16 protein-coding genes are annotated in these 14,342 nt (G+C 50.4%); 7 read left to right on the top strand and 9 right to left on the bottom strand.

The genetic code is table 11. From position 1 onward, the window contains the following. The first annotated feature begins 50 nt into the window (after window positions 1–50). The gene (locus MLAB_RS03045) at window positions 51–329 is read left to right on the top strand and encodes a DUF5350 domain-containing protein (protein ID WP_011832954.1); all 279 of its coding nucleotides are present in this window, start codon (window positions 51–53) and stop codon (window positions 327–329) included. Between the two features lie 441 nt (window positions 330–770). Here the strand turns inward: MLAB_RS03045 and MLAB_RS09800 are convergent, their stop codons facing one another. Together MLAB_RS09800 and MLAB_RS03050 are read right to left on the bottom strand one after the other, a co-directional pair. Beyond that, window positions 771–932 carry a hypothetical protein gene (locus MLAB_RS09800; RefSeq protein ID WP_187146132.1) on the bottom strand — a complete coding sequence of 54 codons (162 nt, stop codon included), beginning with the start codon at window positions 930–932 and terminating at the stop codon, window positions 771–773. A 74-nt stretch (window positions 933–1,006) separates the two neighbouring features. After that, the gene (locus MLAB_RS03050; protein WP_011832955.1) at window positions 1,007–2,257 is read right to left on the bottom strand and encodes a tRNA (N(6)-L-threonylcarbamoyladenosine(37)-C(2))-methylthiotransferase; all 1,251 of its coding nucleotides are present in this window, start codon (window positions 2,255–2,257) and stop codon (window positions 1,007–1,009) included. A 76-nt stretch (window positions 2,258–2,333) separates the two neighbouring features. On the opposite strand from MLAB_RS03050, the gene ppk1 reads away from it, so the two are divergent. From ppk1 to MLAB_RS03080, 5 genes are all read left to right on the top strand, one after another. After that, on the top strand, window positions 2,334–4,403 hold the full coding sequence (gene ppk1, locus MLAB_RS03055; protein WP_011832956.1) for a polyphosphate kinase 1: 2,070 nt from the start codon (window positions 2,334–2,336) through the stop codon (window positions 4,401–4,403). A gap of 126 nt (window positions 4,404–4,529) precedes the next feature. After that, a complete protein-coding gene (locus MLAB_RS03060; protein WP_011832957.1) occupies window positions 4,530–5,099 on the top strand; it encodes an HdeD family acid-resistance protein in 570 nt (189 codons plus the stop codon). Window positions 5,100–6,016: 917 nt separating this feature from the next. Further along, the gene (locus tag MLAB_RS03070; protein WP_011832958.1) at window positions 6,017–6,586 is read left to right on the top strand and encodes a MerR family transcriptional regulator; all 570 of its coding nucleotides are present in this window, start codon (window positions 6,017–6,019) and stop codon (window positions 6,584–6,586) included. A gap of 94 nt (window positions 6,587–6,680) precedes the next feature. Then, complete coding sequence (locus MLAB_RS03075; RefSeq protein ID WP_011832959.1) at window positions 6,681–7,844, top strand: hypothetical protein; 1,164 nt, start codon at window positions 6,681–6,683, stop codon at window positions 7,842–7,844. A 133-nt stretch (window positions 7,845–7,977) separates the two neighbouring features. Next, window positions 7,978–8,475, top strand: coding sequence for a hypothetical protein (locus MLAB_RS03080; protein ID WP_011832960.1), 498 nt, complete (start codon window positions 7,978–7,980; stop codon window positions 8,473–8,475). Between the two features lie 66 nt (window positions 8,476–8,541). Here MLAB_RS03080 and MLAB_RS03085 read toward each other — a convergent pair whose 3' ends face one another. The 7 genes from MLAB_RS03085 to MLAB_RS03115 are packed head-to-tail and all read right to left on the bottom strand — an operon-like array spanning window position 8,542 to window position 12,525. Then, window positions 8,542–8,727: a hypothetical protein gene (locus tag MLAB_RS03085; RefSeq protein ID WP_048061994.1), complete on the bottom strand. Its 186-nt coding sequence runs from the start codon at window positions 8,725–8,727 to the stop codon at window positions 8,542–8,544. Between the two features lie 24 nt (window positions 8,728–8,751). Next, on the bottom strand, window positions 8,752–9,129 hold the full coding sequence (locus MLAB_RS03090; protein ID WP_011832961.1) for a YigZ family protein: 378 nt from the start codon (window positions 9,127–9,129) through the stop codon (window positions 8,752–8,754). Beyond that, window positions 9,130–9,735: a DUF5591 domain-containing protein gene (locus tag MLAB_RS03095; RefSeq protein ID WP_011832962.1), complete on the bottom strand. Its 606-nt coding sequence runs from the start codon at window positions 9,733–9,735 to the stop codon at window positions 9,130–9,132. 2 nt (window positions 9,736–9,737) lie between these two features. Further along, window positions 9,738–9,983 (bottom strand): PspC domain-containing protein, encoded by a 246-nt coding sequence (locus MLAB_RS03100; protein WP_011832963.1) that lies wholly within the window; start codon window positions 9,981–9,983, stop codon window positions 9,738–9,740. 25 nt (window positions 9,984–10,008) lie between these two features. Then, a complete protein-coding gene (locus MLAB_RS03105) occupies window positions 10,009–10,719 on the bottom strand; it encodes a HesA/MoeB/ThiF family protein (protein WP_011832964.1) in 711 nt (236 codons plus the stop codon). Further along, on the bottom strand, window positions 10,716–11,357 hold the full coding sequence (locus MLAB_RS03110) for a TfuA-related McrA-glycine thioamidation protein (protein ID WP_011832965.1): 642 nt from the start codon (window positions 11,355–11,357) through the stop codon (window positions 10,716–10,718). Before MLAB_RS03110 ends, MLAB_RS03105 begins: the two co-directional genes overlap by 4 nt. Next, the gene (locus MLAB_RS03115; protein ID WP_011832966.1) at window positions 11,314–12,525 is read right to left on the bottom strand and encodes a YcaO-related McrA-glycine thioamidation protein; all 1,212 of its coding nucleotides are present in this window, start codon (window positions 12,523–12,525) and stop codon (window positions 11,314–11,316) included. The genes MLAB_RS03110 and MLAB_RS03115 overlap by 44 nt, the downstream gene beginning before the upstream one ends. Before the next feature lie 813 nt (window positions 12,526–13,338). On the opposite strand from MLAB_RS03115, the gene msrB reads away from it, so the two are divergent. Continuing rightward, a complete protein-coding gene (msrB, locus tag MLAB_RS03120; RefSeq protein ID WP_011832967.1) occupies window positions 13,339–14,328 on the top strand; it encodes a peptide-methionine (R)-S-oxide reductase MsrB in 990 nt (329 codons plus the stop codon). The last annotated feature ends 14 nt before the right edge of the window (window positions 14,329–14,342 follow it).

Consider the following 14,342-nt stretch of genomic DNA (forward strand, 5'->3'; position numbering starts at 1 on the left):
GTAGAGATATGTTTAAGTGAATAGGGCACTAACAAAATACGGAGTTCAATATGGGTAAGACAGGAAGTATCAACTGGCACCAGGTAAAAGGTGTCAACGGTCAGATTCGCCTTGTCCCGCAGAAAGAGGGAGAGGTCAAAAAGCCCGGACCGAATCAGAGATTCAAGAGAGCAAGCATCGTCTCAAAGATTGAGAGCCGCATGGCAAACAATCCGCAGCAGGGACGTGGACGTGGACGCGGTCCAAAGATCGCCGATCAGCGTATCCGCCGCCGGATCCGCCGCTCGAAGAAATCCATGATGGGCGCAAAAGCAAAAGCAAAGCGTTAACATTTCACATCAATTTTTCTTAATCATCAATACATGATGCGGAATATCCCGCGTCATTCTTTTTCACTTGTTTGTAAAATCAGGTTTGTTTTTCGAATTTTGATTTCACAGTTTTCCTTTTCGGCAAAATCTTGGGTGTTTTTCAAGCCGCTGCGAGAATTAAAAGAGGACTTACGCAGTGTGATCTCAAATGAAAAAAACTGACGTAATTTGAGACGTACTTCGATTTTGTGTACGGCATTAGTGTAGACACAAGAGAAAAACCAACCGCGAATCTCCGCGAATAAACGCCAATCGCATTTTCCTTACGTTCGGGTGCTCTGCTCCGGCTTATCGCCTACGCAGGAATCGCACCCTCACTTGAAAAATGCTATCGGAAAAACCCGCGTGCGGGTTTTTCTGTTGTTTCATTATATTTTTGATTACACAAAAAAGAGATGTTTACGGAGAGAAAAACCGGCACGCCGGTTTTTCCCAGCATTTTTCCAGACGACGTGCGATTCCTGCGTAGGCGATAAGCCGGAGCAGAGCACGACGGCGCAAGAAAAATGCGATTCGCGAGAATTCGCGGAGATTCGCGGTAAAATAATCTCTTGTCTCCACACTCAACAGACTCCTTCCGGATTCGATTGAGACTAACACCGCGTAACTCCTCTAAAATAGTATAGTTAGAGAGCTCAGGGCACGATCCGTTCGCCGATCAGATAATGGCGGCGGTGTCCGGTTATCTTTACCGTTATCTCGGTTCCGATCTCGAGATTTTCCATGATAACAATATTCTGATAGGTCCTGTCACGCGCCGTAACACTTCCTGCTTTTACCACTTCCGTCACGACAGCCGTCATGATATGGCCGATCAGTGCTTCGTTATTGGCGTCATACACCTCGTTTGCCGCATCGGTAAGCTCCCGCGACCTCTGCTTTTTGATCGGTTCCGGGATTTTTTTCATCTTAGCGGCCGGCGTGTTCGGGCGAACGGAAAAACGCGTGATGTTCACCTTTCCGGGTCTTGTCCGCCTGATCTGTTCTGCGGACTTTGCAGCGTCTTCATCCGTTTCGCCGGAAAATCCCGCGATATAATCGGTACTTATTCTGATCTCCGGGAACGCTTTGCGTGCCCTTTGACAGATCTCTTCATACTGGGCCGAGGTGTAGCGCCGCCCCATCAGCCTGAGGACCGAATCCGATCCCGACTGGACCGGGATGTGCAGAAACAGAAATATCTTTGGGTCTTTGAGTGCGTCAAGAAAATCATCGAGGATCGGGAGAAGCGTATCGGGATTTGCCATCCCGATCCGGATCATGAAATTACCGGGGATCGCGCAGAGCTGCCGTAAAAGATCCGGGAGTCTCAGACCGTCGTTTCGGTCGAGGCCCCACGACGATGTATCCTGTGCCGTCAGCTGGATTTCGGTTGCTCCCGCTTCAACGATACTTTTTGCCTGACGAACGATGTCTTCGGCTGAAAAACTTACCAGCTTTCCCCGTGCGAGCCGCGTGATGCAGTACGTACAGTGCCCATTGCATCCCCTGGCGATCTGGAGGACGGCATTTGTTCCAACATGAGCCGTTCCGACCTCCATATAGCAGGAATGGATAAGGGCAGGGTCGATGATATGGATCTTGGGGTACCGTGTGCGGAGCACGTCCGCGGCGACCGGCGGCAGACACCCGGTGACGAAAAGGAGTTTGCCCGCGTATAAATCGAGACGTTCATACATGTGCTGCTCGGTTTTGTCGATCACCACGCAGGTATTAATGAGTATTGCGTCCGCTTCCTCTGCGGACGATGCCGGAACACATCCCTGATTTCTGGCGATCTCCATCAGTTTCTCGGTATCTCCCGCATTGTAGGTACACCCGTAGGTTTCCGTATAGAGGGATATATTTTTGAGAAGCTTCAGCGACTCGGCGGTTTCTGCGTCCATGTATACCTTACTATATCTGCCCACAGATAAATAATTAAATAGTATTCCAACTATCTTTTAGAACGGGAGAATCCATATGGGAAAGATACAGAAATCCGGTAAAACAGACAAAAACAAGTATCTGAAAAAATCCACACGCTTTCCCAAAGAGTCGGGCAGATATTTCAATAGAGAATTATCCTGGCTCAAATTCAATGAAAGGGTATTATATGAAGCGGAAAATACCGACAATCCTCTTCTTGAACGGGTAACATTTCTTGGGATCGTTGCTGGAAACCTGGACGAATTTTTTATGGTCAGGGTGCCTGCCTATCAGAAAGGTGCTACCTACTCGGCCGATGAATTCAGCGAAGTGATCGGGAGCAGCACGCAGCTCGAGATGATCTATTCCCGTGTGATCGTTCTGATGCGTCATATGGCGCAGGTCTGGAACAGTGATCTTTTGCCGAAACTTGCCGCCGAAGGGATATTTTTCATCCGGTATTCGGAATGTACCGATGAAGAGAAGAAAGCCTTCAAACAGGAGTTCGAAGCCGAGGAGTTCACCATTCTCCGCGGCGACCGGTTCTCAGATATCCATCACGACGAGTATCTTCGCGGATTTGCCATGCTGGTTCAGACAAACAAGGGCAGAGCAGTCATTCCGGTTCAGCGGATCATCGATGAGCGGGGGAGGATCGTTCCGGTCGGCGTGAGGAAAAATACCTTCATCTTCCGCGAAGATATCCTGAGAAAACACATCCCGTCTCTGTTTCCCGACGAGACCGTATATGCCGTAATGACGGTCCGTCTGACGCGTGATTCCGATCTGGACCTCAAAGGCGATGATGCCGATGATCTGATCAGCGCCATCATCGATGCACCGAAAACCCTGGCGAAACGGCTGCCGAGCAGACTTGAAACGCTCGATACGATGCCGTTTGGCTATATGGCCCCCCTGGTGGATGCCCTCTCGCTGGTTCCCGAACTGGTGTATGATATGGAGGCACCCCTTGGTCTCGCCGATCTGAAAGATTTCCCGGTCAAGCGTCCGGCCCTGAAGTTTCCAACCTATACGGCGTCACTTCCCTCCGGTCTTTCGGGAAAGATATTTTCCGCGATCGCCCGCAGGGACCGGTTCATGTTCACGCCGTACAACAGTTTCGACGGACTGATCCGTTTTATGAACGCGGCGGCGGAGGACCCCACGGTCATTAAGATCCAGATGACGTTGTATCGGCTGGGTTCAGAATCGCCGGTGATCGATGCTTTGCTGGCTGCGGCAAAAAATAAAAAAGATGTCACCGCCGTTGTCGAACTGAAAGCAAGTTTTGATGAAGAGACCAACTTCCGGTGGGCAACAAAACTCAAAGAAGGCGGGGTCAATGTCATTATGGGATACCCGGGTGTCAAAGTCCATGCAAAATGCTGTCTGGTGACCAGAATCGAAAACGGGCAGATCGTCAGATATGCCAACATCTCGACGGGAAACTACAACGCCAAGACCGCAAAGATCTACTCGGATATCTCGATCTTTACTGCAGACGAAGATATCTGTACCGATGCCGCAGCATTGTTTTCGATGTTTTCCGGCTCAGTTCCTGCCCCCGCATACCGGCGTCTCATCGTCAGTCCCCACTCGATGAACGCGCAGCTTATCGCAAAAATCATGCGTGAAGCAGAGGTTTCCGGAAAACAGGGCAGGATCATCATGAAGATGAATACTCTCACCGACAGGGAGATCATCAATGCGTTGTATGCAGCTTCGGAGATGGGAGTTCAGATCGATCTCGCGGTACGAGGGGTCTGCATGCTCAGGCCCGGCGTTCCCGGTCTGTCCGAAACGATACGCGTTATCTCCGTTGTCGGCCGGTTTCTGGAACACGCCAGATTCTATTACTTTGAAAACAGCGGCGATCCGGAATTGTATATCGGCAGTCCCGATATGATGCCGAGGAACCTGCACCGGCGTATCGAGATTCTCTGCCCGATCCTTGACAAACGGATAAAGAAGGTGTTCATACAAAAGCTCATCCCCGAGTTCATGTATGATTCGGTGAAGGGCCATACGCTCGACGCCTACGGCCGCTACCATCCGCCGGAACGAAAACCCGGCAATCTGAGTTCCCAGCAGAAGTTTATCGCCATGCAGAAGGTATGGAGATAACATCTTTCTTCACTTTTTCAGTTCCTGATGTTCAATTAATTCAATTACCTGAATTTTGAGATTTTGGGTCAAACTCTTGTATTTTAAGCATACCTTTATCATCTTTTTGTGCGATATTACTTCAATATGACAAGTGTAATTCTGATTGAGCAGGAGCTCAATCCAAATGCCTGGAAATTCCAGATCCTCAAAGCAGTCATTTTTGTTTTGTTTGGTATCTTCTGTCTGGTCTTTCCGTTCTCGTCTCTCAACCTGGGTGCCTACCTGGTAGCATTCATCCTGTTGTTTGTATCGATCGCTGCATTGTTCTCCGGGTTTGCCGCATTCGGCGAGCCGAAGACCACGTGGTGGATGATCGTGCTTGGTATCATCGGTATCATAATAGCCGCCTACTCCTTCCTGAACCCGGCGTTTATGATCACGTTCGGCACGATCTGTGTAGGAATCATCGCTCTTCTCTCGGGTCTGACCGATATCATCCTTGCATTCGGCAAGGGACTCTCCGCAGGTATCCGTGTTCTGACCTTCATTTTAGGAGTGATCACTCTTATTATCGGTCTGATCTTCCTCCTTAAGCCGGGAATCGGTGCCGAATTACTTATCCTCCTTGTGGGTATCTTCCTCATCCTCGGCGGCGTTGTCGCTTTGATCGAAGGAATCATGTTCAAAAAATTCATGTCCGAAGTGACGAACTGATTTCTTCTTTTTTTGTTTATTCGAGTTTGTCCAATTGTGGATTCAGTGACATGCATCATTCTCCATTTATCATATTTTGACCTTTTTGGGTGTACATCGGTTTCGTGTACGGGATTCTTTGGGTGGTACCACTCATCACACGAAATGCACGAAAACACTACGAAAGCACGAAAAGAGAAAAGTTCGTTGGATGGCTTCCATGTAATACCCTCCCCCGTCCCCCACGCAAACCTTCGGTTTGCTCGGCTAAGGGCGAGCCTGACGGCTCACCCCGCCCACACGAAATTTTCTAAAACCAACGAAATGCACGAAAAGGGGGACAGGGGCGGAAGAAAGGAGATCTTCTATTTTTCAAAAATAGGTGAGTGTATTGGAGTTTATGTCATTCAAAATAATACGGCAGCTCCCATCACCTGGAAGTAAGTACTGCTCTCTCTTTTATGTAACGATCAATATTGAGATATCGCCCGTCCAGGCAGGTCGGCAGAGTGATCCGCCAATTTGCCCTTCAACCAGCCCCCCCTTTTCGTGAATTTCGTTGATTTTCGATAGTTTAGTGTGGGCGGGGTGAGCCGTCAGGCTCGCCCTTAGCTGAGGCGGATCGACGGCGCAGCGGGAGATCTTAGCCGAGCAAGTCGATATACTTGCGAGAGAAGGGGGAAGATACTATAGGTATCCACCCTTTCTCATCTTTTTCTTTTTCGTGCTTTCGTAGTGTTTTCGTGCATTTCGTGTGATGAGTGGTACCACCCAAAGAATCCCGTACACGAAATCGATGTACAACAAAAACGGATTTGTCAATATAAAATTACTCTGTCCAACGGATCGACATATCGATTGTACAGACTATTTTTTTGAAAGACAGCGAGTACCAAACCTTTTATTATATCGGTGCAATAAAATCAGAGAAGAGCATTATGGCGGAAAATACCAAAAAAATAGCCGAGATCGCAGTTATTCTCGGTATCGACGAGCAAACCTGCCGGACGATCGCAAAAGAGTATGATGAGATCCTTCCCTGCAAAAAAATAGGGAAAGTCAACGTGTATGAGGACAATACCGTCGACCGTTTCAGAAAGATCGCCGACCTTCAGGCACAGGGACTCCCCAAAGAAGTGATCATCCCGGCGATCCGCGGAGGAAAATCCCTGCAGGAACGGGCCATCGAGGATATGAAAAAGATGGGGGTGGATATCTCTAACGAACCAAAAAAGGAAGCACCAAAACCCATTCCCCGTTCCGAGACGGAAGAAGAGTTGATCCTCGCCGTTCGATCCGCCGAGTCAAGCATTGCCGCAATGGAACACCGCCTCTCCGCCTTCCGGGAAAAATCCGCTGACGATACCGCCGCCATTCTGGATGCGGTGTCTTCTGTCTCTGCAGAAGTTGCCGAATTAAAAGCGCAGGTCCACACCCTCTGGGATCAGATCGCAGCCCTGGAAGAATTCCTTCGTGCTTCCCAGAACAAATCCTTCTGGAAACGCTGAACACCTCCGCAAATTTTTCCATACCTGGGATGGGATCTCATCGATTGCCCGGACACAAAATACCTAATCTCCACCGCACATATATGTACATATAATGCCTTCCCAGTGTGCCGTATGCAAAGGAAAAGGACTCTGCGGTCTTCCCAGCTGTCCGATAACCCGGCGATTCCACGCACTGAAAGACACGCGGCCCGTTTCTGAATACATGGGGGCGTCCCCCTCGGTTTTTGTCGGCAGCTACGGATACCCGCGGGTCGTCGGCGGGCCGCTTATGATCAACGATACCGACAACCCCCTTGACTGGGTCAGACAGGGTTTTTCCATCGACGATATCGTTTCGGTCCGTTCCAGAACGATACGCGGAGGTTCCGATCTGGATGTAAAGATCCCGGAAATCGGCAAGGTCCAGGAGATCGCCCTTTCGGCTAAACCGCTCGATGTGGAGGTAGCGTTTGAAAAACCGGTCTCGTTCGATATCAACTTTGACGGGACCGTAACACCGGTTGGCATGTCGGGTGCGATGAAAAAACTGGATGTCATCGACAATGCCTCGGTATCCCGGATCGTTGATAGGTGTACCTCCGACACCGATCTCAAGGCGACCGAAGCCGCACGGATAATGTTCGAAAACGGGACGGATGTTTACAAGATCACGAATCTTTTGACCGCCGGCCTTCTTGGGGTAAACCGCCGGGTGGTCCCTACCCGCTGGGCGATTACCGCCACGGATGACATGATCTCCACTTCGATCAAGCGCGAGGTCGTAAAAATGCCGCCCCTCCCCGAGTATCAGGTTTTCTGCGGGACACTGTATGGAAATACCATCTGTTTCATTCTCATCCCGTCAAACGACTGGAGATTCGAGATGCTCGAACGCTGGCAGAAGCATTCTCTCTGGTCAGGAGACGAGGAAACGATCGTTGTCGACGGAGAGAAGGGTCTAAACAAATCCAAATATTCTCCGATCGCCGGGGCCTATTATTCGGCAAGACTTGCCGTTCTCGAGTATCTGAAAAGTATCGGGAGGTGTGCACGCGTTCTGTGCATCCGGGACATTTCCGGTGAGTACTGGGCTCCGCTTGGAACCTGGGTCATCAGGGAAGCCGCCCACGAATCCCTTTCCCACCCCCCGGACAGGGTCGGCACACTCGGTGAGGCCGTGACTTCGGCTTCGCAAAAACTCGGGACCGGTTTTTGGATCCCGAAAATGGGCCTGCTTAAGGATATCAGACAGCAGAAGACGCTCTTCGAGTTCTAAGATGATCTCGTACATGAAATGTCCTGGGCAGGCAGCGTAAAGATAAATCTCTTAGACAACATTGTTAGATGTACGTAAGATCCGTATTCCCCTTTGGATGATATTTCGAGGTGCCGGATACGCAAGGTGAATCATGAAAGCAATTGTTTACGAATCAAACACTGGATTTACGCAGAAGTATGCGTTTATGCTGAGCGAAAAAACCGGGCTTCCGGCATATCTTCTGGAGAATGCAAAGAATGAACTCCATAAAGGAGATGAGATATTTTTCCTCGGATGGGTGTGTGCAGGAAAGATCAGCGGGTATGCGAAAGCCGCGAAAATCTATTCGGTAAAAGGCACGGCGGCCGTTGGGATCATGTTCCCGGATGAGACTACGATCCCCCAGCTGAGAGAGAACAACAAGATCAAAGACCTCCCGCTCTTTTTCCTGCGTGGAGGTGTCGCTCCCGAGAAACTGAGTGCTATCAAACGAAAGCTCCTGAACATGATCGCAAATACCGTGGAAAAAGCCGGACCGAAAAATGAAGGCGAGCGGGAAGTGATCGATGTTCTTCGAATCGGCGGAGACTTTGTGAGGCCGGAAAACCTGGATGAGATCGTTGCATTTATTCGGGGAAATTCCAACTAACTTTTTTCGAAATTTTTACGCGGGCTTGCAAGCTCCAAAAAGGTTCGTGAAAAATAGGATTGTATTTCAGGTCCGTTCCCCATCCAGAAACTCTGCCGGGACATTATGTTCGAAGGTTGCTCTTATATCCTGTGCCCGGAGATATTTCACCATAACATTCATCGTACAATCCTTCCACTCCGCATCCCACCACTGGCAGGCTTCCCGTATGCAGGTCTCCCGGATCAAAGGACAAAATCGCACATTACTCATAATCCATTACTTGTCACTGCAGGATTATAATGCCTTTCTTCTCTCCAGATACTCGGTAACGGCCCCGTTTCCCGCCTCGCGAAAAGCCCGGGCAACACCTGCCGGACCAAGTTTGATCCCGCCGAACAGTCTCGAGACGATCAGAACATGATTGGAGAGATTATTTCTCTCTAAAATCTCGGCAAGGACCCTTCCAGGAGATCCGACCTCGCCGTCCGCCCGGCTGTCGGCATACGTTCCGCAGACGACCGCATAACAGTGATGGGCGGCTTTTTTGTAGAGTTTTTCATGGATATCCCGAATAACTGAAACATCCTCCACTGAATCGATCTCGTAAAGATGTGCGTAAAACTTCGATTTCTTCTCATCCAGTCTGACGGCAGCAGCTTCGCGGACGCCCATCTATCGATCCCGCATCTCGCAGAGCGCAGTTCTGAACTCGTTCAGATACTCCTGCATGGAAAGGCTTCCTTCCGGAAACGGACAGTCGGCATCATAGAGTTTGTCGATCATGGGATTTGTCGGATAGATCTCGACGGGAATGCCGGTCTGCAGAACGGCCGCCTCCATCGCTTTTCGAAACAGACCGATACAGTAGGCTATTCTGTGTGTATAGGTATCCTTTGTTTTTTCCAGATAACCGGCGAGACGTGCCGTCTCGATTCTCAGAAAGTCGTCTTTGATCTTCTGATCTTTTACGTTTCCAAGCATGTAATGATAATGTGCGAACGGATACATCAGTTCAAGTTCGGCAGGAACCGTCCCGCATGTCCCGAAAATCACCACATGATACTTTGCCTTATCGGGAAATACTTCGTTGAATAATGCGTGAAACAGTTTATGGCTCGGACTCGTACTGTAGGGTTTTCGTACCGCACAAGGGATAAAAACCGCGATATCCCGCGGAGCAATATAATATTCATTAATGATGTACTGATATGCCTCCTCGAACTGCGGCAGATAAAACGGCGGATCTGTCAGATCCTCTGGATCCTCAGGCGGGCGCATGATTATTCCTTTACTTCGAACTCTGCGTCGATCACATTTGGATCAAGGGCTTTTGGACCAAGCGGGACAAAAATCCACATCAGAATGTAGATCAAAATACTTGGGACGGTCAGGTACGGGATGAACGTCAGAACTACCCAGATCAGCCTGACAAGCCACGTTGGGGCATTAATATATTCAGCAACCCCTCCGCAGACGCCGCCAAGAAGTTTGTCGGTCTGGGACCGATGAAATGTTTCGAGTACCATTACTCTATATGTTTTTTCTGGGAACCTATAAGGTTGCGCACATCGGGCAGCGTGGACTCTTTTTCACGGTAAAGATCTCCATCGTGTTTTCCGCCCCGTCGTAGAGGAGAAGTTTTCCGGCAAGCGTGCTGCCGGTCCCGGTGAGATACTTTACGACCTCTGCGGCTTCTATACTCCCGATCACTCCGGCACATGCCCCAAGCACCGGCGTTTTGGTCGTGGTTTTGGCATTCTGAAATATACAGGAGAGGCATGGGGTTTTTCCCGGGAGGACCAGGGTCGCCTGCCCGGTGAATCCGGCGACCGCTCCGTGCATCAGCGGGATATCTAAGTCCAGAGCCGCTTTGTTCAGCGTGAATCTCGCATCGAAATTATCCATACAGTCGACTATTATGTCGGCATCCTCTATCAGCCGGAGAACAGAAGTGTCATCGATTCTTTCCGAGAACGCCGTGACGCTGCACTCGGGATTGAGATGTTCAAGGGTTTTTTTCGCAGATTCCGCTTTGGAGGTCCCAATTCTTTCTTCGGTGTGGAGGATCTGCCGGTTCATATTCGAGAGTTCGATCACATCCATATCGCAGATTCGGATATTGCCGATCCCTGCCGCGGCAAGGTACATGGATGCGGGAGATCCAAGTCCCCCGGCACCGGCGATAAAAACGGTAGTATCCTCAAGTTTATCCTGCCCCATTTTTCCAAGAAGGGCTTCCTGTCTGGCATATCGTTCATTCATAAGAGAGCCCTCACGGTGTTCAGACATTCAAGAGCGTCGAGCCGTTTCTGGTCAACGGCATTATCTTTGATCCAGGACAAAAGCGTCTCTTTTGTCTCTGCGGAGATGTCTGCATCCTTGATGACCCGCCGGTATGTCCGGTCGGGATAATAGATCGCTTTGCATGCTTTGAGAAGCGATTTTTCCTCCTCGCCGGTGATAACACTCTTTTCAAATGCTTTGGAAAAACTCGCCCGCATGTTCACCATCGGTTCGGAGAGGGCGATACCCGTTTCCGTGTCATACACGAGACCGACTTCGTCATCGGCGATGATCTCCCCGGATTTGTACTGATGATAGATTTTGCCAACACCGATCATTCCAAGTGTATCCAGTTCGGAGGCACGTAGCGCCCCCATCGAGGAGGAGCCGTAGACTTTCACGCCGGATTTCATAACGCCGAGAAGTTCCCGGTGACCTACTGCCTCGTCCTGGAAAAAGACGCCGTCTATGATGACCATAATGTCCGCGTTTTCTGCCGCGGCGGCAGCTGCTCCGCGTTTTACCGGCGGTAAAAAGACCGCGTCCGGAAGAATTGATTTGGCGGCTGCCAGATCAAGACTGGGTCCGATGAAGACGACGACGTTCAATCTCCACACACCTCTTTCCTCTGCGTTCGTTGTCGATGGTATAACATTCAAGACCCGGGACCACTACGCGGACGACCGGGATTTTGAGTTCCGGATCGGTAAGATCGCAGACGATCACACGGTCAAGGCCGACGTCCGCGAGATTTTTCACGATCAGCTCGATGTCGGTTTTGAAATCTTTCGTTGCATTGTTCGGGATTTCGGATGCGGCCTGATATTCATCGCCTTTGAACCAGTAGGCATTCATCCGTTTGACCCGGTCGTATCCCATCATTTCGCGGAACTGGGCAAGCGTTGCGTCCTCACGTGCCCCGTGGATCTGGGTCGCTCTGCTCTGTGCGACTTCGGAGAGTGCCCTGATCATGGCGATCTCGGGGTTGGTGTGGGTCCCCATTCCTATCGTCAAAAGCCGGGAGTCTTTGAGTTCGATATCATCGGATACGGCGGCGATCGTCGGGATCCCGACGTCCGAGGTGATGTTTCGAAGTGTCACTTCGACTCCGGCGGCGGTGAATTTTGCGAGCATCTCCGCGGCTCTTGGCGGGAGGTCGGTGAGTTTTGGGCCGGTATTTCTGGTAGTTTCGACCAGTGACCATGCATCCCGCTCGATCACTTCGGTAAGTGCATAGAAGAGCGCCTCTTCCAGGGTGTTTCCTGATGCGATACCGTTGGAACTTGTTCGAAAGAGTGTCGGGTAGCTGAAAGGATTTGGATGAATGACGGCGCAAAGCGGAAGTTTGACCGCTTCATTATTGGTGATGTCCCACCCGTCGACCCAGGGGACTTCGAGATTGGGATCGGTTGTGTGGGGAAGGATGAGGTCCACGGGATCGACGGCGGTTTCGGTTCTCCGAAGATTGCTGTAGGAGATATTTGCGATATCCCGGGGTATTGCTTCGGCCGAGTATCGTTCGATCCCTTCCATGATCCCGGCGACTCTGGCTTCGGCCGGGGTCCCGCCTTTTCCGTTGTATACCGAGATTGCCCCGTCGGCGGCTGTTGGACGGATGCAAGAGTATACGGGGATCCCGATCCGGTCAAGGTCGGTGATGTCGGCAACACGGGTGATGCCTGCCTCCGGAACGAACTGTTCGATCCGCTTGAGGGTTTCGTCAGGTGTGCAGCTCCGTTCGGTCCATCCGGTGTAAACTTTGGGAGATGACTGCAGTTCTATCATTGTATGAGTATCTGGCGGGAAAGCTAAAGTATGTTGCGGGATGGAAATTCCGCCTCTCGTTTTTCTCTGAGAATAGGCGTTACGCGGTGTTAGTTTCACGTCAATTCGGGATGGGTATTACCGGGTGGGAGACAAGAGATTATTTAACCGCGAATAAGCCCAAATGGGCAAAGCCCATTTGAGGCGGCACGCAAGCCTTTGGGTTGCACGCCTCCGCAAATTAACGCGAATCGCATTTTTCTTGCGCCGCCGTGCTCTGCTCCGGCTTATGCGTGCAAATCGAAGATTTGCGTGCCGCCTCAAATGGGCTTTGCCCATTTGGGCTTCGCCTACGCAGGAATCGCACGCCGTCTGGAAAAGTCCACGAGCTGAAAGCTCGTGAGACGTCTCAAGAGCCTTTGGCTCTTGGACAAATGCTATTGGAAAAACCGGCGTGCCGGTTTTTCTCTCCGTAACCGTTTCATTTAAGGTAATCGAAAAAAATGAATCAACAGAAAAACCCGGACGCGGGTTTTTCCTCAGCATTTTTCAAGAGAGGGTGCGATTCCTGCGTAGGCGATCAGCCGAAGCAGAGCACCCGAACGTAAGGAAAATGCGATTCGCGAGAATTCGCGGAGATTCGCGGTCGGTTTTTTCTCTTGTGTCTACACTAAGGCCGTGAACGAAATCGAAGTACGTCTCAAAGGACTTCAGTCTATTTTTTCGGTTGAGATCACACCCTGTGAGTCCTATTAGAAAAAATGGTTGATATTGCCTGTTTATAGAGGTATATATACAGACGGGGGTGAATACTCAATAATATCGGGGCGAATTATGACGATGGAACATAACCGTGAATCCGCACAAAATGATGAAACATCCGTGATCTATTTTGCCGGAGGATGTTTCTGGGGAATGGAAAAACTGATGCAGTCAATTCCGGGCGTGATTCAAACAACCGTTGGTTATGCCAACGGAAACTCTTCCGTGATTCCGGACTACAAAACGGTCTCCTCAGGAAAAACCGGATACCGCGAGACGGTCAGAGTCGAGTATGATTCCAGAAAAGTCAGTCTCGATGCCCTGCTGTTTTCGTACTTCCGGGTGATAGATCCCACCCTTGAGAACAGACAGGGAAACGACCGGGGCACCCAGTATCAGACGGGAATCTACTATGTCGATGACTCGTCGAAAGAGACGGTCATGCGGATAGCGGAGATCGAACGGGAAAGGAATCCGGTATTCAACGTGGAGATCGGTCCGCTGACCTCCTTTTACGATGCCGAGGAGTATCACCAGAAGTATCTGGATAAAAATCCCGGCGGATACTGCCATATAGGTGCGGCTGAATTTAAGGAGGCGACCGAAATGATCATCGATCCGGGAAAATACCCGCGTCCGAAAAAGGAAACACTCGCTGAAATGTTAGACGAGACCGCATTTCGCGTGACCCAGCACGCCGATACAGAGCCGGCATTCCAAAATGCGTTCTGGGACCGGCATGAGAAAGGGGTCTATGTGGATGTCGTCACCGGCGAACCGCTTTTCACCTCATCCGACAAGTATCAAAGCTCCTGCGGCTGGCCGGCATTTTCGAAAAGTATTGATGACAACACCATCGTCTCACGGGAAGACACCTCGTTTGGCATGAGAAGGACCGAAGTGAAAAGCAGATCAGGGAACTCTCACCTCGGGCATGTTTTTTCCGGAGATCCTGAATCTCCCAGCGGCATGCGGTACTGTATAAACAGTGCATCGCTTCGCTTCATCCCTTATGCTGATATGGAAAAGGAGGGATACGGGTACCTGAAGAGCAGAGTATAATGCCCCTGTCTCGA

Origin of the sequence: Methanocorpusculum labreanum Z, from assembly GCF_000015765.1 — an archaeon.
GTDB classification, from domain to species: domain Archaea; phylum Halobacteriota; class Methanomicrobia; order Methanomicrobiales; family Methanocorpusculaceae; genus Methanocorpusculum; species Methanocorpusculum labreanum.

Coding starts and splice junctions, on each gene's coding strand:
- MLAB_RS03095 (WP_011832962.1), bottom strand. CDS start 9,735: ATGCGCCCGCCTGAGGATCCAGAGGATCTGACAGATCCGCCGTTTTAT.
- MLAB_RS03115 (WP_011832966.1), bottom strand. CDS start 12,525: ATGATAGAACTGCAGTCATCTCCCAAAGTTTACACCGGATGGACCGAA.
- msrB (WP_011832967.1), top strand. CDS start 13,339: ATGACGATGGAACATAACCGTGAATCCGCACAAAATGATGAAACATCC.
- MLAB_RS03085 (WP_048061994.1), bottom strand. CDS start 8,727: ATGAGTAATGTGCGATTTTGTCCTTTGATCCGGGAGACCTGCATACGG.
- MLAB_RS03070 (WP_011832958.1), top strand. CDS start 6,017: ATGGCGGAAAATACCAAAAAAATAGCCGAGATCGCAGTTATTCTCGGT.
- MLAB_RS03105 (WP_011832964.1), bottom strand. CDS start 10,719: ATGAATGAACGATATGCCAGACAGGAAGCCCTTCTTGGAAAAATGGGG.
- MLAB_RS03080 (WP_011832960.1), top strand. CDS start 7,978: ATGAAAGCAATTGTTTACGAATCAAACACTGGATTTACGCAGAAGTAT.
- ppk1 (WP_011832956.1), top strand. CDS start 2,334: ATGGGAAAGATACAGAAATCCGGTAAAACAGACAAAAACAAGTATCTG.
- MLAB_RS03090 (WP_011832961.1), bottom strand. CDS start 9,129: ATGGGCGTCCGCGAAGCTGCTGCCGTCAGACTGGATGAGAAGAAATCG.
- MLAB_RS03060 (WP_011832957.1), top strand. CDS start 4,530: ATGACAAGTGTAATTCTGATTGAGCAGGAGCTCAATCCAAATGCCTGG.
- MLAB_RS03050 (WP_011832955.1), bottom strand. CDS start 2,257: ATGGACGCAGAAACCGCCGAGTCGCTGAAGCTTCTCAAAAATATATCC.
- MLAB_RS03045 (WP_011832954.1), top strand. CDS start 51: ATGGGTAAGACAGGAAGTATCAACTGGCACCAGGTAAAAGGTGTCAAC.
- MLAB_RS03100 (WP_011832963.1), bottom strand. CDS start 9,983: ATGGTACTCGAAACATTTCATCGGTCCCAGACCGACAAACTTCTTGGC.
- MLAB_RS03075 (WP_011832959.1), top strand. CDS start 6,681: ATGCCTTCCCAGTGTGCCGTATGCAAAGGAAAAGGACTCTGCGGTCTT.